Source organism: Streptomyces sp. NPDC029169 (assembly GCF_055563935.1).
This window is the reverse complement of record NZ_JBVHXA010000008.1, coordinates 155,516-175,015: the sequence shown is the minus strand read 5'-3', so window position 1 is coordinate 175,015 and position 19,500 is coordinate 155,516. Positions and strand designations below refer to the sequence as shown.

The following is a 19,500-nucleotide window of genomic DNA, read 5'->3' as shown; positions in this document are numbered from 1 at the left end:
CGGGGCCGGGGGCGGTTAGACTGTCGTAGTTGCTCGGCGAGGGAGGCCGTACCCGGTGTGGTGCGGCGGTCCGTTATCGACGCGCTCTTCGTAGCAGGCCATCGCCAGTCGTGGCCGGGTGACAGTCACATTCGTCACCATCTACGAGGAGTGCACATGTCCGAGGTGAAGCTCGCCACCGAGACCCGTACCGAGTTCGGCAAGGGTGCGGCGCGCCGCGTCCGCCGCGAGGGCAGGGTCCCCGGCGTTCTCTACGGTCACGGCACCGAGCCGGTCCACATCACGCTGCCGGGCCACGAGCTGCTGCTCGCCCTGCGCACCCCGAACGTCCTGCTCGAGCTCGAGCTCGAGGGCAAGAACGAGCTGGCGATCCCGAAGGCCGTGCAGCGCGACCCGCTGAAGGGCTTCCTGGAGCACGTCGACCTGCTTCTCGTGAAGCGCGGCGAGAAGGTCACCGTCGAGGTCGTCATCGAGACCGAGGGTGAGCTTGCCCCGGGCAGCTTCCTGGTGGAGCACGTGCTGAACACGCTCTCCGTCGAGGCCGAGGCCACCCACATCCCCGAGTCCGTCACGGTCTCCATCGAGGGCCTGGAGGCCGGCGCCTCCATCCTCGCCAAGGACATCGCGCTGCCGAAGGGCACCACCCTGGTGACCGACGAGGACGCCGTCGCCATCCAGATCCTGGCCGCGCAGGCCGAGGAGCCGGCTGCCGAGGCCGCCGAGGGCGAGGCCGCCGAGGGCGCCGAGGCCTGAGCCGTAGGCTCTGCCTGACGTGACGGGGTGATGGGCCGTGCGGCCCGTCACCCCGTTTCTTCTGTACACATACGAGGGAGACGACGCAGATGACGGACGACGCCAACGCCCCCTGGCTGATCGTCGGCCTCGGCAACCCCGGGCCCGAGTACGCGGCCAACCGCCACAACGTCGGTTTCATGGTCGTGGACCTGCTCGCCGAGCGCATCGGCGGGAAGTTCAAGCGGGCGCAGAAGGCGCAGGCGCAGGTCGTGGAGGGCCGGATGGGTCCGCCGGGGCCGGCGAACCGGCGGGTGATCCTCGCGAAGCCGATGTCGTACATGAACCTGTCGGGTGGTCCGGTGACGGCGTTGCGCGACTTCTACAAGGTGCCGACGGCGCATATCGTGGCGATCCATGACGAGTTGGACATCGACTACGGCGTGCTGCGGCTGAAGATCGGCGGCGGGGACAACGGCCACAACGGTCTGAAGTCGATGACGAAGGCGATGGGCGCGGACTATCACCGGGTGCGGTTCGGTATCGGCCGTCCGCCGGGGCGGATGCAGGTGGCGGACTTCGTCCTGAAGGACTTCTCCTCGGCGGAGCGCAAGGAGCTCGACTACTTCGTTGACCGGGCGGCGGACTCTGTTGAGTGCCTGGTGGCGGAGGGTCTGGAGCGCGCGCAGTCCGCGTACAACTCCTGAGGGTGGCCCGTTCGCCGTACGACTGTACGATCGCGGGTCATGACGCACGCCCGTAACGCCGCCATGGCCCTCGTCGTCCTGCTGCTCCTCGTCGCGGGGGCCTGGTCGTCCTGGGGCACGGCGCAGCACGTCCTGCTCCCCAAGGGCCGTGAGCACGGCACGTTGATGGTGACCGGCTGCAACGAGGAGACGTGCAGCGGCCGTTATGTCCCGGACGGTCCGCCGTCGCCGCACACCACCCTGACCATCGCGCACTCGGTCGCGGCGGCGAAGGGGCAGACACTGCCGGTGGTCGTGAAGCCCGGGACGAGCGAGGCGGTGCGTACGGGGTGGGGCGGCGGTCTGCATGCCTGGCTGCCGCTGGGCGGGGCGCTGCTGCTGGCGGCGCCGCTCGTCGGGGGCGGGCTGCGGCTGACGCGGACGGCGTGGTCGATGGCCGGTGTGGGTGGGGTGTTGCTGGTGGGGGCGTTCTTCGCGCTCTGATTGTTATGCCCCTTGGGTTAAGGGTGACTTAAAGGTACGGCTAGGCTGCTCCCCGCCACCTCCCACGGCAACCCTCTTCTCCCAGATGGACGACTGCAGATGCGACGATCCCTCATCCCCGCCGGCGCGCTGGTCGCGGCCATGGCGACCTCTCTGGTGCTGGCCCCGGCGGCTTCGGCCACGGACGGCGACCCGACCCACCCCACGCTGCGTCAGACGCTCCCGCGTACGGCGACGGACGAGGGTGCTCCGCAGAAGGGCTTCGGCAACTGCGCCGACATCCCCGCGAACATGGACGGCTGGCACTTCGTGCTGCCGGGCAACGACGGTCACTGGGCCAAGCTGACGGTGACCTTCGAGCCGGGCGGCACGCAGACCATCACGACGTTCGGTCCGCCTTCCGACAAGCACGCCTACGTGGCTTCGCAGCCGGGTGCCAAGCTCGTCTCGATCGACGCCGAGATCACGGGCAGCGTCCAGCACGACAAGTTCAACCTCTCGCACACCTGCCCCGCTTCGGAGAAGCCGAAGCCGACGCCGTCGACCGGCACCCCCTCGGTCACCCCGAGCACGTCGGTGTCCGGCACCCCGGGCGCCTCCGAGACGCCGGGCACCACGCCGTCCGCCACGGACTCCGCCGCGGCCGGTGCGACCCCGTCCGCCTCGGCGAGCAACGGCACCGGCACCGGTGACCTGGCCGAGACCGGTTCCAGCGCCCCCGTCGGCATCATCGCCGCCGTCGCCGTCGCCCTCGCGGGTGCCGGTGCGTTCATGGTGACGCGCCGCCGCAAGGCCCAGCAGCACTGAACCCCGTAACGCCAAGTGCCCCCGCCGGAAGTGATTCCGGCGGGGGCACTGTCGTATGGGGGTGGCGTCAGCCGGTGTTGCGCAGGCCCGCCGCCACGCCGTTCACCGTGAGCAGCAGCGCCCGGGCGAGCAGCGGGTCCTGGTCCTCGCCGCGTTCGGCGGCGGCGCGCTGGCGGGCGAGGAGGGCCACCTGGAGGTAGGAGATCGGGTCCAGGTAGGCGTCGCGGATGGCGAAGGTCTGCTGGAGCACGGGGTTGGAGTCCAGGAGCTTCTGGCCGCCCGTCACCTTCAGGACCTCGGCGACGGTGAGTTCGTGCTCCTCCTCGATGGTGGCGAAGACGTGCTTGAGCTCGTCAGGCACCAGCGTGTCGACGTAGTGGCGGGCGATCCGCAGGTCCGTCTTCGCGAGCGTCATCTCGACGTTGGCGAGGAAGTTGCGGAAGAAGTGCCAGCGCTCGTACATCTCGCCGAGTACGGCGTCCAGACCTGCCTCGCGCAGCGCCTTCAGGCCGGAGCCGACGCCGTACCAGCCGGGGACGATCTGCCGGGACTGCGTCCAGCCGAACACCCATGGGATGGCGCGCAGTCCGTCCAGGCCCGCGCCGGAGTCGGGGCGGCGCGAGGGCCGGGAGCCGAGGTGCAGGTCCGCGAGCTGGTCGACCGGGGTCGCCGCGAAGAAGTACGACGGCAGGTCGGGGTCCTCGACCAGGCGCCGGTACGCGGTGTGGGCGGCCTCGGAGACGGTGTCCATGGCCGCGTCCCAGCGGGCGAGGGCGTCGTCGGACTGGCGGGGCGCGGTGTGCAGGGCGGAGGCCTGGAGGGTGGCCGCGACCGTCAGTTCCAGGTTCTCCCGCGCCAGGGACGGGATGAGGTACTTGTCGGAGATGACCTCGCCCTGCTCGGTCACCTTGATCTCGCCCTCCAGGGTGCCCCAGGGCTGGGCGAGGATCGCGTCGTGCGAGGGGCCGCCGCCGCGGCCGACGGTGCCGCCGCGGCCGTGGAAGAGCCGGAGCCGTACGCCGTACCGGTGGGCGACGTCGCGCAGGCGGCGCTGGGCACGGTGGATCTCCCACTGCGAGGTGGTGATGCCGCCGAACTTGGAGGAGTCGGAGTAGCCGAGCATGACCTCCTGGACGTCGCCGCGGAGCGAGACGAGCCGGCGGTAGGAGGGGTCGGCCAGCATGTCGTTGAGGATGACGTCGGCGGCCTTGAGCTCGTCGGTGGTCTCCAGGAGCGGCACGATGCCGATCTTGGCCCAGCCGGCGTGCAGATCGAGCAAGCCGGCCTCGCGGGCGAGGACGGTGGCGGCGAAGACGTCGTCGGCGCCCTGGCACATCGAGATGATGTACGACTCGATGACCTCGGGGCCGAAGCGCTCGAAGGCCTCCTTGATGGTGCCGAACACGCCGAGGGTCTTGGCACCGGCCGCGTCCAGCGGGGCCGGCGTGGGCCCGAGGGGACGCCTCGACCGCAGCTCCTTGGCGAGCAGCTTCTGCCGGTAGTCGCGGGGCATGTCGGCGTACCGCCAGGACTCCTCGCCGAGCCGGTCGAAGAGCTGGCCGATCGCGTGGTGGTGGGCGTCGGCGTGCTCGCGAATGTCCATGGTGGCGAGCTGGAGGCCGAACGCGGACAGGGTGCGGATGGTGCGGTCCATCCGGCCGTCCGCGAACAGGGCGCCGCGGTGCTCGCGCAGCGAGGTCTGGACCAGGGCGAGGTCGTGGACCAGCTCGGAGGTGCCGAGGTAGTCGCGGCCCTCCTGGTGCGGGGTGCCCTGGGCCAGGCGCTCGCGGGTGTTGACGAGCTTCTGCCGGATGCAGGTGGCCTTGAGGCGGTACGGCTCCTCGGCGTTGAGGCGCTTGTAGCGGGGGCTGATCTCCGGCAAGCGCTCCAGGTCGCGCTGGAGGGAGGTGAGGAGTTCCTCGGTGGCTCCCGCGTAGCGGATGGAGTTGGAGAGGAAGCCGCGCAGCTCGTCGATGAGGTCGAGGGCGTCGGTGATGCCGTGCTCGTGCTGGAGGATCAGGACGTCCCAGGTCACCTGGGGGGTGACGTTGGGGTTGCCGTCGCGGTCGCCGCCGATCCAGGTGCCGAAGGTCAGCGGGCGGGTCCCGGCGGGCAGCTCGACGCCCACGCGCTCCAGCTCGGCGGCGAGGTCCTCCAGGACGTCGCCGACGGCGCCGGCGTGCAGCTCGTCGAGGTAGTAGATGGCGTTGCGGGCCTCGTCGGCGGGCTCGGGGCGGACGACCCGGAGCTCGTCGGTCTGCCAGATGAGGTCGATGTTCTCGGCGAGCCGCAGGTCGTGGCGGCGCCGGTCGGCCTCGATGACCGGGGTCTCCAGGAGGGCGGCGATCCGGCGCAGCTTGTTGAGGACGGAGCGGCGGGCGGCCTCGGTGGGGTGCGCGGTGAAGACGGGCCGCACGTTGAGGTTCCGTACCGTGTCGCGGACGTGCTGCGGGTCGCCGTCCTTGAGCATGTCGGCCGTACGGGCGAGCAGGCCGCCCTCGGCGGCGCGCTTCTCGCGCATCTCGCGGCCGCGGTGCACCTGCTCGGTGACGTTCGCCAGGTGGAAGTAGGTGGAGAAGGCGCGCACCAGCTTGGTGGCGGTCTCCAGGTCGGTCTCCCCCAGCAGCTCGGCGGCGGCCTCGGTGTCCTCACGGGTCAGCCGGCGGACCTTCTCGACGAGGTCGAGAAGCTCGTGGCCCTCCTGGCGGACGAGCGTCTCGCCCAGCAGATCGCCCAGTCGGCGGATGTCGGAACGCAGCTCGGCGCTGGCTGTGGGGGTCTGGTCGGCACTGCTCACAGGTGCGACTCCTTGCAGTGTTTGAGCACGTCTGGAGGGGTACTGGAGGCTTGCGGACCGCGCTGTCCGACGGTCCCAGGATAGGTGCCGGTGTTCACGGCGCCGCCCGCGGCCCTTTGCTTGTGCCCTCTTGCCGCGCGGCTTCACGCTGCCATACTTACGTCGCCGTAGGTTACGGTCCCGTAGGCGCGGCTCCATTCCCTCACCCTCACCCTCCAGGGGACACTCATGACCTCCAGTCCCGAGGTGCTCGAAAACACCGGCCAGGACCTCTCGGATCTGCCCTCCGCCACGCTCGGCGGGGACAACAAGCGATCGATCGAGCAGATCACGCTGCTGCTGTTCATCACGGTGCCCTTTCTGGCGCTCCTCGCCGCGGTGCCGCTGGCGTGGGGCTGGGGCGTGAGCTGGCTCGATGTGGGCCTGCTTGTGGCGATGTACTACATCGGCTGTCACGGCATCACGATCGGCTTCCACCGTTACTTCACGCACGGCTCCTTCAAGGCGAAGCGGCCCCTGCGGATCGCGCTGGCGATCATGGGCTCGCTGGCGGTGGAGGGCCCGCTGGTGCGGTGGGTGGCGGATCACCGCAAGCACCACAAGTTCTCCGACGCGGAGGGCGACCCGCACTCGCCGTGGCGGTTCGGGGAGACGGTGCCGGCGCTGATGAAGGGCCTGTGGTGGGCGCACATCGGCTGGATGTTCGACGAGGAGCAGACGCCGCAGCACAAGTACGCGCCCGATCTGATCAAGGACCCGGCGATCCGGGCGATCTCGCGGCAGTTCATCTACTGGACGATCCTGTCGCTGGCGATCCCGCCGCTGGTCGGCGGTCTGGTGACGATGTCCTGGTGGGGCGCGTTCACGGCGTTCTTCTGGGGTTCGCTGGTCCGGGTCGCGCTGCTGCACCACGTGACGTGGTCGATCAACTCGATCTGTCACGCGGTCGGCAAGCGGCCCTTCAAGTCGCGTGACCGCTCGGGCAACGTGTGGTGGCTGGCCGTGCTGTCCTGCGGCGAGTCCTGGCACAACCTGCACCACGCGGACCCGACGTCGGCGCGCCACGGGGTGCTGCGCGGCCAGGTCGACTCCAGCGCGCGGCTGATCCGCTGGTTCGAGCAGCTGGGCTGGGCGTACGACGTGCGCTGGCCGAACGCCTCCCGCATCGAAGCCCGGCGCCGGGGCGAGCCCGCAGACGCGGCATGATGGAGAACGTGGCGATCGACGGCAGTACCAGCGGTACCGGCAGCAGCGAGAACAAACCCCGGCGTGGCCGCCGGGTGCGGATGACGGGCGCGGAGCGCCGGGAGCAGCTGCTGGACATCGGCCGGACGCTCTTCGCCGAGAAGGGCTTCGAGGGCACGTCGGTGGAGGAGATCGCGGCGAAGGCCGGGGTCTCCAAGCCGGTGGTGTACGAGCACTTCGGCGGCAAGGAGGGGCTGTACGCGGTCGTGGTCGACCGGGAGATGCGCCAGCTGCTCGACATGGTGACCGGGGCGCTGACGGCGGGCCACCCGCGTGAGCTCCTGGAGCAGGCGGCGTTCGCGCTGCTCGACTACATCGAGCGGTACACGGACGGCTTCCGGATCCTGGTCCGTGACTCGCCGGTGGCCCAGTCGACGGGCACGTTCGCGTCGCTGATCAGCGACATCGCGACGCAGGTCGAGGACATCCTGGGTCTGGAGTTCAAGGCCCGGGGCTTCGACCCGAAGCTGGCGCCGCTGTACGCGCAGGCGCTGGTGGGGAGCGTGGCGCTGACGGGCCAGTGGTGGCTGGACGTCCGCAAGCCGAAGAAGGCGGAGGTCGCGGCGCACCTGGTGAACCTGGCGTGGCACGGACTCGACGGCCTGGAGCAGAAGCCGAGGCTGATAGGGCACCGCAAGAGCTGAGGCTGCGCGCAAGGGCTGAGGTGCACGGCAGGCTGACGCACGGCGGGGCCGAGGCGCACGGCAGGGCTGAGGTGCACGGCAGGGCTGAGGTGCACGGCAGGCTGACGCACGGCGGGGCCGAGGCGCACGGCAGGGCTGAGGTGCACGGCAGGGCTGAGGTGCACGGCAAGGCTGAGGCACGCGGCAAGGCTGAGGTGCACGGCAAGGCTGAGGCGCACGGCAGGGCTGAGGTGCACGGCAAGGCTGAGGCACGCGGCAAGGGCTGAGTCCGGCAGCCGGGGCGGGGCCTCGGCTGCCGTGGATATGCGTTGATCCGCTGTCGTCGGGCAGAGGTATGCTCCCCTCCATCCGGGGTGGTGTTCGCCCTCCGTACGTGCTTACGGAGGTGTCGCGGACCCCCTGCACCCGGTCCGTTGATTCTCTGATCCCTGGGGGGGATCTTGCGTTCTGCGCACTCCACGCACTCCACGCGTGCGCGCCGCCTCGCGGCCTGCACCGCTCTCGTTCTCTCCGCGGGCATGCTGCTCGCGACCCCGGCCTCGGCCGACCAGCCCGCGCCGCGCCCCGCCGTCGAGAAGCCGGCGACCGACTTCACCCCGCCGAAGCTGACCCGGCCGACGACGGACGGCGCCCGCGCGGGTGCCGCCGCGGCCGACGGGGTCGGCGCGTCCCCGAAGCTCTCGGACTTCGACGGCGACGGCTACAGCGACCTGATCTACCGCACGTGGAACGGCCAGATCTACACCACTGCGGGCGGCGAGGAGCCCTTCTCCGTCTACCGCACGGAGGCCGCGAAGGACATCATCCCGATCGGCAACCAGGACGCGGAGCCCAGTGGCCCCGAGGTCCTGATGCTCTCGGAGCAGGGTGCGCTCACCCTGTACACGGACGCCACGCCCACCAGCGCGAGCGAGGCCTGGACGGGTCGCGGCTGGCAGATCTACAACAAGATCGTCGCGCCCGGTGACGTGAACGACGACGGCCGGGCCGACCTCGTCGCCCGCGACTACAGCGGCAACCTCTACCTGTACTACGCCACCGGCGACCGCAACGCGCCGTTCTCCTCGCGGGTGCTCCTCGGCGGCGGCTGGAACATCTACGACCAGCTCCTCGGCATCGGCGACAACAACGGCGACGGCTGGGCCGACCTGATCGGCCGCGACACCACCGGCGACCTGTGGTTCTACGCCGGTACGGGCGACAAGGGCGGGCCGTTCGCCGCGCGGGTGAAGATCGGCAGCGGCTGGAGCATCTACAACCAGATCCTTCCCGTGGGCGACGACAACGGCGACGGCAACGGCGAGCTGCTCGCCCGGGACATGGCCGGAACGCTCTGGTACTACACCGGCAAGGGCGACGGCACCCTGGCCACCCGCCAGCAGGTGGGCACCGCCGGCGGCTGGGGCGGAGTCCCGCAGTTCGGCGGGGCGGGCAACAACCCGGTCCTGGGCAACAAGGAAGGCGTCCTGGCCCGGAACACGGGCGGCACGCTGTACTGGTACGGCAGTGGGACCGACGGCAAGCTCGGTGCCCGCCAGCAGTACAGCGAGACGGGCGGCTGGGCGGGTGCCAACTTCACGCATCTGTCCTCGCTGAACCCCGACAACTCCTCCGACCTCGCGGAGGTCGCCTCGGGCGCCCTGTACATCGAGAGCAACTACGTCGGCGGCGGCTGGGGCATCTACAACGCGCTGGTCGGCCCCGGCGACCTGAGCGGCGACGGCAAGGGCGACCTGCTGGCCCGTGACGGCTCGGGCAACCTGTACCTGTACCGGGGCAACGGCGTCGGCAACGGCTTCGCCTCCCGGATCAAGGTCGGCAGCGGCTGGGGGATGTACAACAAGATCCTCGGTGCGGGCGACTACACCGGCGACGGCCGCACCGACATCGTGGCCCGTACCTCGGGCGGCGACCTGTACCTGTACCCGGGCACGGGTGTCGCGGCCACGCCGTTCAAGTCGCGGGTGAAGCTCGGCAGCGGCTGGAACACGTACACCCACCTGGTCGCCCCCGGCGACCTGAACGCCGACGGCAAGGGCGACCTGCTGGGCGTGGACTCGGCGGGCGACCTGTACCGCTACCTGAACGCCGCCCCGAACAAGTTCACGGCGCGGACCAAGATCGGCTACGGCTTCAAGATCTACAACGCGATGTCATAACGGCTGCTGTACGTGTACGAAGGCGCCCCGCACCGGTCCTCCGGTGCGGGGCGTCTTCGTGTGCCTAACGGGGCCGCCGTCACAGCGGCTTGGTCGCCACCGCGAAGATGCGGCGGAACGGGAAGACCGTGCCGCGCGGGCCCGGCGGGTAGGCCGCGCGCAGCAGGTCGCGGTACTGGGCGAGGAAGGCGTCCGTCGCCTCCTGGTCCCCCTCCAGGGCCGTCAGTACGGGGCGCAGCGCCGTTCCCTTGACCCAGTCGAGGACCGGGTCCTCGCCGGGCAGGAGCTGTGAGTAGGTGGTCTCCCAGACATCGGTCGCGCAGCCGAGGCCGGTCAGGCGCAGGAGATAGTCGGCCGGTTCGAGAATGTGGACGAAGCGGCGGCCCTCGCCGTCGAGCCGATCGCGCCACTGGGGCATGTCGCAGAGTTCGCCGAGCAGGGCGTGGCTGGGCGCGGTGAAGTTGCCGGGGACCTGGAAGGCGAACGTTCCGCCGGGCTTGAGGGCGTCGATCCAGGGGGCGAAGGACTCGGGATGGTTGGGGACCCATTGGAGGGCGGCGTTGGAGACGATCAGGTCGTAGGGCTCTTCGGGGATCCAGTGCGCGGCGTCGGCGGGCCGGAAGTCGAGCCAGCCGCCACCGGCGGTGGTGCCGGCCCAGTCCTTCTCGGCCCGTTCCAGCATGTCGGGGGAGAGGTCGAAGCCGGTGATGTGGGCGTCGGGCCAGCGGTCGGCGAGCAGGACGGTCACATTGCCGGGGCCGCAGCCCAGATCGGCGATCCGGGCGGCGCCGGCCACGGTGGGAAGGCGCGGTATTCGGGCGAGCATGTCGAGAAACGGCCTGGTCCGGTGGCCGGAATGCCGCAGGTACTGCTGGGGATCCCAGGTTGGTGCGGCGGATGCGGACGATGGTGCGGAATGCATGTTCGAGCCCCCTTGCTGGAACGAGCTGCCGAAGCGGAACTAGGTCCCGGCCCGGTCCTTCCCCATAGTCCAGCAGAATATATCTTGACGTCAAGAGACTTTATGTCAACAGACCCTCTACACTGATCGTCATGGAGGACGAGGTCGACCGATTGGTCGCTGCATGGCGCCGCGAGCGCCCGGACCTCGACGTGGAACCGCTCGAGGTGCTCAGCCGCGTTTCGCGGCTCGCCCGCCATCTCGACCGCGCCCGTCGACTCGCCTTCGCCGAGCACCAGCTGGAGCCCTGGGAGTTCGACGTCCTCACCTCGCTGCGCCGCGCGGGAGCCCCGTACCAGCTCTCCCCCGGCCAGCTCCTCACCCAGACGCTGGTCACCTCGGGCACCATGACCAACCGCATCGACCGGCTCACCAAGAAGGGCCTGGTCGAGCGGCTTCCCGACCCCAGCGACCGGCGCGGGGTCCTGGTCCGCCTCACCCCCGAGGGCCGCGACCGGGCCGACCAGGCACTCGCCGGGCTGCTCGCCCAGGAGCGGGCCATCCTGGCGCAGCTCTCGCGCGGCGAACGCGGCGAACTGGCGGGCCTGCTACGCCAGCTGACCGCCCCGTTCGACAACGTCCCCGGCTAGCTCGGCGGGTCCGACGCCGGCCCGGCGCGCGAGCGCGACCGCGGCGAGCGTGGAGTGCACGCCCAGCTTCCCCAGCACGTTCTGCATATGCGTACGGACGGTGTGCGGAGAGAGGAAGAGCCGCTCGGCGACCGCCTTGCGGCCCAGACCCGCCACCATGCAGCGCAGCACCTCGCGCTCGCGCGGAGTCAGCGACTCCACGAGCTGCTCGCTCTCGGTGCGGTGCCTGCGGGCCGCCGTCAGCTCCCGCAGGACACCGGTCAGCAGCGCGGGCGGCAGATGCGTCTCGTCGCGCAGGACACCGCGGATCACGGCGAGGAGCCGCTGCAGCGAGCAGTCCTTGGCCACCCAGCCCGAGGCCCCGGCCTGCAGCGCGAGCGCCGCGCGGTGCGGGTCGTCCTTCTCGGCGAGCACGACCGTACGGACGGCGGGCTGAGCCGAACGGACCCCGGCGACAAGCGAGATGCCGTCGACGACGCCCTCACCACCGTCCGGTACGGCCTTGGCGACCGCGAGGGAGGTGGCGGGGCCTGCGACCGTGCCCAGGTCGGCGTCGACCAGCATCACGTCGTACCGGCGCCCCTCGGCGACCGACCGGTCCAGACAGCGCAGAGCCGCCGGACCGCTGCCCGCGGCGGAGACGTCGACGTCGGGCTCCGCCGCGAGGGCGGCTGCCAACGACTCGGCGAAGATGCGGTGGTCGTCCACCACCAGGACCCGGATACGAGCCACGGACACCCCCAAGTGTCGAGGAACAAACCGGCGCGGGTACGGCGCCGGGGGACGAGGGTCCGTCGATCGCACGGCCGCCGCCGTGCAGTGACTGTTACCCCGTCCCGGGCGCCGTACCCGACTGGCCTCGCCCCCTGATCAGCACCGGCCCCCACCGGCGCTGTGCATCAGAGTACGGGCGGGGCGCCGCCGTGAAAGGCGATTGGGAGAACTGACCGAACACAGTGTCAACTCCTGTGCCACAAGGGCACCGTCGCGACAGAAGTCGACAATTCCGAAGGTGTTCGCACACGCGCCCCAGTCCCCCTCACTCCCGGCGGGCCCCCTGGGACGGCACCGCGGGGAAGATCCTCGGCGCGGCGAACCCCGCCTCGGCGAAGGCCTTCTCGACCGCCGCCGCCACGGCGTCCGCCCGCTCCACCGCCACGAGCACGATCGCCGAGCCGCCGAAACCGCCGCCCGTCATCCGCGCCCCGAGCGCGCCGGCCGCGTTCGCCGCCTCGACCACGAGGTCCAACTCGGCGCAGGAGACGCGCAGATCGTCCCGGAGCGAGGCATGCCCCTCGGTGAGGACAGGGCCGACGGCCGCCGCGTCCCCGGCGTCGAGGAGGGCGATCGTCCGCTCGACCCGGTGGTTGTCGGAGACGACGTGCCGGACATAGCGGAGAACCGATTCGTCGCTCAAACGCGCGAGAGCATCGGATAGGTGCGCGTACGGGACTTCGCGCAGCGTGCGCACGCCGAGCGCCCGCGCACCGGCTTCACACCCCGCGCGCCGCTCTGCGTACGCGCCGTCCCCGAGCGCGTGCTTCACCCGGGTGTCCACCACGAGGAGCCGCAGCCCCTGCGCGGCCAGGTCGAAGGGCACCTGCCGGTACGAGAGGTCACGGGTGTCCAGGAAGAGCGCGTGGCCCTCGACCGCGCACGCGGACGCCATCTGGTCCATCACCCCGCACGGGACGCCGACGAAGGCGTTCTCCGCGCGCTGGGCGAGAACGGCGAGTTCGGGACGGGTCAGACCGAGCTCGAACAGGTCGTTCAGGGCGAGCGCGGTGACGACCTCCAGGGCGGCGGAGGACGACAGGCCCGCGCCGGTCGGCACGGTCGACGTGAGGTGGATGTCCGCCCCGGTGACCGGATGCCCGGCCTCGCGCAGCGCCCAGACGACACCGGCCGGGTACGCGGCCCAGTCGGTGCCGGAGAGCGGCTCCAGCGAGGCGACGTCGAGCTGCACGATCCCGCCCTCGATGTCGGCGGAGTGGACCCGCAGGACCCCGTCGTCGCGCCGGGACACGGCGGCGACCGCGGTGTGCGGCAGGGCCAGCGGCATGACGAAGCCGTCGTTGAAGTCGGTGTACTCGCCGATCAGGTTGACGCGCCCGGGTGCGGCCCAGACGCCCTCCGGCGCCGCCCCGTACAGCGCCTCGAACTCGCCCGCTACATCCGCCACGTTCATCCGCGCTCCAGCTCCCTCTCTCTCGCGAACGCCCACGCGTCCCGCACGATGTCCGCCAGGTCCGGGCGGGACGGAATCCAGCCGAGCCGCTCGCGCGCGGTCTCGGCCGAGGCGACGAGCACGGCCGGGTCGCCGGGGCGGCGCGCGGCCATGATCTCGGGGACAGGGTGCCCGGTCACCTTGCGCACTGTCTCGACGACCTCGCGCACGGAGAAGCCGTTGCCGTTGCCGAGGTTGCAGATCAGATGCTCGCCGGGGGTCATGGCGCCGAGCGCGAGGAGGTGGGCCTCGGCGAGGTCGGCGACATGGATGTAGTCGCGTACGCAGGTGCCATCGGGGGTCGGGTAGTCGTCCCCGTACACGCTGATCGCCTCGCGCCGGCCGAGGGCGACCTCGAGGACGAGCGGGACGAGGTGCGACTCGGGGTCGTGGCGCTCGCCGCAACCCCCGTACGCGCCGGCCACGTTGAAGTACCGCAGCGAGACAGCGGCGAGGCCGTGGGCGGCGCACTCGCCGCCGATCATGTGGTCGACGGCCAGCTTGGAGGCGCCGTAGGGGCTGGTCGGCGCGGTCGGCGCGGCCTCGGTGATCGGGACGGACTCCGGTTCGCCGTAGGTGGCAGCGGTGGAGGAGAAGACCAGCTTGCGGACGCCGGCCGTACGCATGGCGGCCAGCAGGGCCATCGTGCCGCCGACGTTGTTCTCCCAGTACTTCTCCGGCTTGAGGACCGACTCGCCGACCTGGGAGAACGCGGCGAAGTGCAGGACGCCGTCGTACGTGGCGTCGAGCCACCGCGCCGCGTCCTGGATGCGACCCTCGATGAACGCGGCGCCGGCCGGGACGCCCTCGGCGAAGCCGGTGGAGAGGTTGTCGAGGACGGTGACCTCGTGGCCCGCCTCGATCAGATGTCGGGCGACGGTGCTGCCCACATAGCCCGCACCACCCGTGACCAGGTACTTCACTTGCTCGCCACCTCTCGGAGTCGCTCGGCCGCCGCCTCCGGCGGTACGTCGTTCATGAACGCGCCCATGCCGGACTCGGTGCCCGCGAGGTACTTCAGTCTGCCGGGCGCCCGGCGGACGGTGAAAAGCTCCAGGTGCAGCCCGAACTCGTCACGGTCCGCGCCGGTGAACGGCGCCTGGTGCCAGGCGGCGATGTACGGCGTGGGCGGCTCGCCGGGTCCGAAGATCCGGTCGAAGCGCCTCAAGAGTTCCAGATAGATCTGTGGGAAGGCTGTGCGGGCCTCCTCGTCGAGCGCCCGCAGGTCGGGCACCCGCCGGATGGGGTGGAGGTGCACCTCGTACGGCCAGTGCGCGGCGTACGGCACGAAGGCGATCCAGTGCTCGTTCTCCAGGACCACGCGGACGCCGTCGGCCCGCTCCCGGGCGACGACGTCGTCGAAGAGGTTCCGCCCGGTGGCGGCCCGGTGCTCGGCGGCCCGGCGCCGCATCAGGTCGGTGCGGGAGGTGACGTACGGGAACGCGTAGACCTGGCCGTGGGGGTGGCCGAGGGTGACGCCGATCTCGGCGCCGCGGTTCTCGAAGCAGTAGACCTGCTCGACGCCGGGCCGCTCGGCGAGTTCGGCGGTCCGGTCGGTCCAGGCGTCGAGCACGAGCGCCGCCCGCTCGGGGGTGAGGTCGGCGAAGGAGGCGTCGTGGTCGGAGGTGAAGCAGACCACCTCGCACCGGCCGGTGTCCCCGGAGAGCGAGGGGAAACGGTTCTCGAAGACGGCGACCTCGTACTCCGGGGCGGGGATCTCGCTCAGCCGCCCGTCGCGCGAGGGGCAGAGCGGACACTCGTCGGCCGGCGGGTGATAGGTCCGCCCCTGACGGTGCGAGGCGACGGCGACGGAGTCCCCGAGCAGCGCGTCGTACCGGATCTCGGAGGCGGAGGAGACGGGATCGAGCGGCCGGGCGTCGACGGCGTCACGGACGGCGTCGTCCCCTGCGTCGTAGTAGATGAGCTCGCGCCCGTCGGCGAGGGTGGTGACGGTCTTCTTCACGGGTGTCCTCAGCGGAGAACCAACAGAACCACGCACAAGGAACCACAATCAAACATCCGAGTCAACGCCAAACCGGCCCTCCCCGTTGTGGGCATACGTTCCGCAGGGCGGAACGGGTGGGCACAACTCCGGAGACCGGCGCCCTTTAGGGCCGTTCGCCCCGGGGCCCCGGCAGGGGCGCGTGGTCCAGCAAGCCCGTCCGCGCGGCCAGGGCGGCGGCTTCCAGACGGGAGCCGACCCCCAATTTCATGAGCACCCGCTGCACATGCGTCCGCGCCGTACTAGGCGCGATCCCCATCCCCGCCGCGATCAGCCGCGTGTCCTCGCCCTCCGCCACCCGGACGAGGACCTCGACCTCGCGCGGCGTCAGCATCCGCAGCAGCCGCTGCCCCTCGTCGTCGGGCTGGGCCGCCGGGTTGAGGAGCTCCGTGAAGGCCCCCTGAAGGAGCTGCGGCGCCACCGCCGATTCCCCCGCCCGCGCCTTGATCAGCGCCCGCTCGACGCCCTCGATGCGCTCGTCGTGCCGTACGTAGCCCGAGGCGCCGGCCGCGAAGGCCGCCGCGATCCCGCGGGGCGAGGGCACCGGGCCGAGCACGACCACGGCCACCTGCGGCCGCTCACGTTTGATCCGTACGATCGGGTCGAAGGCGCCCGGCTCGGCCGGGGCGGCCGTGCCGAGCAGACAGACCTCGGGCGCCCGGCTCACCACCAGCTCCGCCGCGCCCGCCACCGGGGCGGCCGCCGCGAGCACGCGGTGCCCGCGCAGTTTCAGTGCCGAGGCCAGCGCCTCGGCGAGCAGTCGGTGGTCGTCGACCACCATGAGCCGCACGCCCATCGAGCAACCCCTCAGTTCCCCCCTGAGGCCGTCCCGCGGCCCCAGCCACTGTCGATGACCCGGCAAGCTACACGCTTGTCCCCCCGGACTGTCGAATACTCGCCCATCGGGGCCCCATGCAAACAGCCCGGCGCATCGAGTGAATCGATGCGCCGGGCCGCGCCGGGTACAGGTGGTGGGGTCAGCCGGTGCCGAACGCCAGCGCCAGGTACTCCTTGTCGCTCGTCGAGGACGACTCGCGCGGCTTGCTCAGCATGACGGCGGAGATGTACATCCGGCCGTTCGCGTAGAGGATCTCGGCGTAGTCCGCCGAGAAGCTGCCCTCCGCGTCGCGCACCGTCTTGTCGGAGGGGTTCTCCAGGAGCGTGGTCGGCTTCATGGTGCCGCCGTCGATGGAGACGATCTGCCCGCCCTTGTCGTACGGCGGCATCTTGTACGCGATGATGTTGCCGCCGTCCATGCGCAGCGGGATCAGGTTGTACCGGTCGCCCGCGTCGGCCTTCTCGGGCATCTGCTTCCCGGTCGCCAGGTCGAACGACAGGATCTCGTTCGTCTCGTCGCCGTACTCGCCGGTGGTGCCCTCGTGCTCCTCGGTCGGCAGGTAGAGCCGGCCGTTGCCGACGACGACCTTGTTGCAGTTCTCGACCTCGGTGGACCGGCAGCGGGCCGCGAACCGGTCCGAGGCCGCCGCGATCTTCGCCTTCAGCTTTCCGGTCTTCTCGTCGATCGAGAAGAAGTCGGAGATACCGCTGCCGTCGTCGGCGGTGTCGCCGACGTCGGCGGCGACCACGAGCGGCTTGGTGGAGACGATCGCGGCGTACTCCACGCCCGTGGGCATCTTGAACTGCGAAACGGGCGCGCCGGTCGTCGGGTTGAGGTTCTGGATGATGACGTACTGGCTGCCGTACGACCCGCACTTCCGCGCCGCGACGAGGCCCTCGCCGCCGCCGTAGCCCATGTCGTAGCAGTTCTGGGCGTTGGCCTGGGGCTTCCAGCGCGGGTTGCCGTTGGCCAGGTCGAAGGCGGCGCCGCCGTCGGTGCCGCCGGCCGCGACGGTCGTGCCGCTGAGCGTGATCTCGCTGAACTTCGCCTTGCTGTCACCCGTGTTGACGGACGTCTGCCAGATCAGCTTGCCGGCGGACAGGTCGACGACACCGACCTCGGTGCACGGCTGGTAGAACTTCGGCCCGACCCGCTTGGTCGCCTCGAAGAGGATGGCCGTCTTGTTGTCGGCGGTGACGTGGCGCGAGGTGCCGCAGACCTGGCCGGGCAGGGCCAGGGTCCAGACCGGGGTGCCCTTGTCGAGGTCGTAGCCGACGATCGAGTTGACGCCGGTCTTCACGTACGCCTTGTCGGTGATCCAGGAGCCGCCCACGTCGGTGACGTCCTCGACCCGGGGCTCGGGCAGCTGGAACTTGAGCGTGGCCTGGGTGTTGGCGGGCGCCTTCTCCTTGCCGTTGCCACCGAGGCCGTTGCCGCCCTTGTTCTGGCCCTCGTTCGAGCCGGTGGTGCCGCCCGCGGTGTTCTTCTCCTCGCCGCCACCGGAGTTGGCGTACCAGAGCCCGCCGCCGACGATCAGGGCCACGGCGACCACGGCGGCGATGATGATCTGCATCTGCGAGGACAGCTTCTTGCCGCCGCCGGGGGCCACGGGCGCGGGCGCCTGCGGATAGCCGTAGGGCTGCTGCGGCTGGGTCGGGTACCCGTACTGCGGCTGCTGAGGCTGCTGGGGATACCCGTACTGCGGCTGCGTCGGCGGCTGCTGCGGGTAGCCGTACTGGGGCTGGGCCGGCGGCTGTTGCGGATAGCCGTACGAGGGCTGGTTCGGCGGCTGGTTGGGCGGCTGGTTCGGCGGCGGCGTGGGCGCGCCGAAGCCCCCCGGCGGCGGATCCTGCGGCGCGCCGAACCCGCCGTGCGGCGGCTGGTTCGGCGGGGGGCCCGGGGGCTGGTTCGGCGGGGGCGGGGGCGGCTGCGTCATGGTGTGGGTACCTCTGAGGTGTCGGAAGGGTCGATCGACGAACGGGGGGTCACTTACCGAAGGCCATCAGCATCTCCGTCTCCCTCTCCTCGGCGTCGGACTCGCCGACGACCGCACCCCGCACGAGGAGGTAGCGGCCGTCGACGTACACCGCCCTGCCGTTGCCGGTGAAGCGCGCCTCGACGCGGGTGGTCGACCGTGGCAGGCGCAGCAGTTCGGTGGTCTCGCGCGCGCCCGGCGCGACGGAGGCGAGCGCACCGGGCTGGCCCACGATCGCCGAGACCTGGACGAGCAGCGTGCCGCCCTCCATCCGCAGCGGCCGGATGTCCCGCCCCGGTGGTCCCTCGATGCGCCGCTTCTCGGCGCCGGTGTCGAGGTCGAAGGCGACGATCGCGTTGGCCGCGTCCTTGCCGACCGGCCGGGCGGTGGCCATGTAGAAGGTGTCGCGGTCCGCGACGACCTGGCAGGTCTGCAGGTTGCCCTCGTCGGCGACGTCGGCGCCGCACCCCGCCGCGTACTGGTCCCGGCCCTGGAGCGAGGACCGCTTGGTCCCGTCCTCGTCGAGCACGACCACGCCCTCCTTGCCCTCGGCGCGGTTGGCGGCCGCGACGACGAGCGGGCGGACGGAGTAGACGTGTTTGACCCGGTAGCCGACCGGAAGCCGGTACTTCCAGCGGGACTTGCCCGTCAGCGGGTCGACCTCGTGGATCTCCTCCTGCGGCTTGTCGACGTCGTTCGTCGGGCAGGAGACCGCGGCGACGAGCTTGGGCCCGCCGGCGTACGCGTACGGCTGGCAGCCGTTGCCCGGCCACTTGCCGAACAGTCTGCTCCCGTCGCTGAGCCGGTAGGCCGTGGAGAACTGGGCCCGTCCGACGGCGACGGTGTTCCCGCTGATGGCGAGGGAGTACTCGAAGATGTCCCAGTCGCCCTCCTTAGCGATCTTCTGCCGCCAGCCCGTCCGGCCGGTCCGCAGATCGATCATCTGGAGGTTCCGGCACTCGACGCTGCCCGAGCCTGCCCGGTCCCGGAGGGCGAGGACGATCTTGCCGTCGGCGGAGGCGAGTTGGGGGGCCTGGCAGATCCCGCCGTCGAGCGGCAGGTTCCACCGCACGGTGCCGTCGGCCACCGACACCGCCGTGACCGTGTCGTACATCGCGGTGACGACGGTGTCGCCGACGACCCAGGGGCCGAAGACATGGCCGCCGAGACCGGGCACGTCGAGGTGGTTCCTGCGCAGCCACAGCACCCGCGCATCGCCGGCGGGGGGGGGGGGGGGGGGGGGGGGGGGGGGGGGGGGGGGGGGGGGGGGGGGGGGGGGGAGGGGGGGGGGGGGGGGGGGGGGGGGGGAGGGGGGGAGGGGGGGGGAGGGTTC

General features: G+C 71.2%; 18 protein-coding genes. 9 read left to right on the top strand and 9 right to left on the bottom strand.

The genetic code is table 11. The annotated features are described in order from the left end of the window. The first annotated feature begins 156 nt into the window (after nt 1-156). From ACZ4VI_RS17780 to ACZ4VI_RS17765, 4 genes are all read left to right on the top strand, one after another. Nucleotides 157-753, top strand: a complete 597-nt coding sequence (locus tag ACZ4VI_RS17780; RefSeq protein ID WP_468000132.1) for a 50S ribosomal protein L25/general stress protein Ctc — start codon at nt 157-159, stop codon at nt 751-753. Nucleotides 754-842: 89 nt separating this feature from the next. After that, nucleotides 843-1,439, top strand: a complete 597-nt coding sequence (gene pth, locus ACZ4VI_RS17775; RefSeq protein WP_468000131.1) for an aminoacyl-tRNA hydrolase — start codon at nt 843-845, stop codon at nt 1,437-1,439. Between the two features lie 39 nt (nt 1,440-1,478). Further along, the gene (locus ACZ4VI_RS17770; RefSeq protein WP_468000130.1) at nt 1,479-1,922 is read left to right on the top strand and encodes a hypothetical protein; all 444 of its coding nucleotides are present in this window, start codon (nt 1,479-1,481) and stop codon (nt 1,920-1,922) included. Nucleotides 1,923-2,021: 99 nt separating this feature from the next. Then, nucleotides 2,022-2,729, top strand: coding sequence for an LPXTG cell wall anchor domain-containing protein (locus tag ACZ4VI_RS17765; protein WP_468000129.1), 708 nt, complete (start codon nt 2,022-2,024; stop codon nt 2,727-2,729). A gap of 67 nt (nt 2,730-2,796) precedes the next feature. Here ACZ4VI_RS17765 and ppc read toward each other — a convergent pair whose 3' ends face one another. Further along, entirely contained in the window at nt 2,797-5,526 is a 2,730-nt protein-coding gene (gene ppc, locus ACZ4VI_RS17760) for a phosphoenolpyruvate carboxylase (RefSeq protein WP_468000128.1), read from the bottom strand. A gap of 228 nt (nt 5,527-5,754) precedes the next feature. On the opposite strand from ppc, the gene ACZ4VI_RS17755 reads away from it, so the two are divergent. The 4 genes from ACZ4VI_RS17755 to ACZ4VI_RS17740 all read left to right on the top strand — a co-directional run bounded on the left by ACZ4VI_RS17755 (nt 5,755) and on the right by ACZ4VI_RS17740 (nt 9,574). Next, complete coding sequence (locus ACZ4VI_RS17755) at nt 5,755-6,732, top strand: acyl-CoA desaturase (RefSeq protein WP_468000127.1); 978 nt, start codon at nt 5,755-5,757, stop codon at nt 6,730-6,732. Beyond that, entirely contained in the window at nt 6,729-7,415 is a 687-nt protein-coding gene (locus ACZ4VI_RS17750) for a TetR/AcrR family transcriptional regulator (protein WP_468000126.1), read from the top strand. Before ACZ4VI_RS17755 ends, ACZ4VI_RS17750 begins: the two co-directional genes overlap by 4 nt. Nucleotides 7,416-7,435: 20 nt before the next feature. After that, on the top strand, nt 7,436-7,681 hold the full coding sequence (locus tag ACZ4VI_RS17745; protein WP_468000125.1) for a hypothetical protein: 246 nt from the start codon (nt 7,436-7,438) through the stop codon (nt 7,679-7,681). A gap of 174 nt (nt 7,682-7,855) precedes the next feature. Beyond that, nucleotides 7,856-9,574 carry an FG-GAP-like repeat-containing protein gene (locus ACZ4VI_RS17740; protein ID WP_468000124.1) on the top strand — a complete coding sequence of 573 codons (1,719 nt, stop codon included), beginning with the start codon at nt 7,856-7,858 and terminating at the stop codon, nt 9,572-9,574. A gap of 79 nt (nt 9,575-9,653) precedes the next feature. On the opposite strand, the gene ACZ4VI_RS17735 is transcribed toward ACZ4VI_RS17740, so the two are convergent. Further along, complete coding sequence (locus tag ACZ4VI_RS17735) at nt 9,654-10,496, bottom strand: trans-aconitate 2-methyltransferase (RefSeq protein WP_468000123.1); 843 nt, start codon at nt 10,494-10,496, stop codon at nt 9,654-9,656. Between the two features lie 131 nt (nt 10,497-10,627). On the opposite strand from ACZ4VI_RS17735, the gene ACZ4VI_RS17730 reads away from it, so the two are divergent. After that, entirely contained in the window at nt 10,628-11,125 is a 498-nt protein-coding gene (locus ACZ4VI_RS17730) for a MarR family winged helix-turn-helix transcriptional regulator (protein ID WP_468000122.1), read from the top strand. Here ACZ4VI_RS17730 and ACZ4VI_RS17725 read toward each other — a convergent pair. From ACZ4VI_RS17725 to ACZ4VI_RS17695, 7 genes are all read right to left on the bottom strand, one after another. Further along, on the bottom strand, nt 11,084-11,857 hold the full coding sequence (locus tag ACZ4VI_RS17725; protein ID WP_468000121.1) for a LuxR C-terminal-related transcriptional regulator: 774 nt from the start codon (nt 11,855-11,857) through the stop codon (nt 11,084-11,086). The two genes, ACZ4VI_RS17730 and ACZ4VI_RS17725, sit on opposite strands and share 42 nt — an antisense overlap. Nucleotides 11,858-12,164: 307 nt before the next feature. Beyond that, on the bottom strand, nt 12,165-13,313 hold the full coding sequence (gene galK / locus ACZ4VI_RS17720; protein ID WP_468000120.1) for a galactokinase: 1,149 nt from the start codon (nt 13,311-13,313) through the stop codon (nt 12,165-12,167). After that, entirely contained in the window at nt 13,310-14,275 is a 966-nt protein-coding gene (galE, locus tag ACZ4VI_RS17715) for a UDP-glucose 4-epimerase GalE (RefSeq protein ID WP_468000119.1), read from the bottom strand. Before galE ends, galK begins: the two co-directional genes overlap by 4 nt. Beyond that, nucleotides 14,272-15,315 (bottom strand): galactose-1-phosphate uridylyltransferase, encoded by a 1,044-nt coding sequence (gene galT, locus ACZ4VI_RS17710; RefSeq protein WP_468000118.1) that lies wholly within the window; start codon nt 15,313-15,315, stop codon nt 14,272-14,274. Before galT ends, galE begins: the two co-directional genes overlap by 4 nt. A gap of 145 nt (nt 15,316-15,460) precedes the next feature. Further along, nucleotides 15,461-16,150 carry a helix-turn-helix transcriptional regulator gene (locus ACZ4VI_RS17705; protein WP_468000117.1) on the bottom strand — a complete coding sequence of 230 codons (690 nt, stop codon included), beginning with the start codon at nt 16,148-16,150 and terminating at the stop codon, nt 15,461-15,463. Between the two features lie 181 nt (nt 16,151-16,331). Next, complete coding sequence (locus ACZ4VI_RS17700; protein WP_468000116.1) at nt 16,332-18,128, bottom strand: outer membrane protein assembly factor BamB family protein; 1,797 nt, start codon at nt 18,126-18,128, stop codon at nt 16,332-16,334. 49 nt (nt 18,129-18,177) lie between these two features. After that, the gene (locus tag ACZ4VI_RS17695; protein WP_468000115.1) at nt 18,178-19,374 is read right to left on the bottom strand and encodes an outer membrane protein assembly factor BamB family protein; all 1,197 of its coding nucleotides are present in this window, start codon (nt 19,372-19,374) and stop codon (nt 18,178-18,180) included. Nucleotides 19,375-19,500 lie beyond the last annotated feature (126 nt).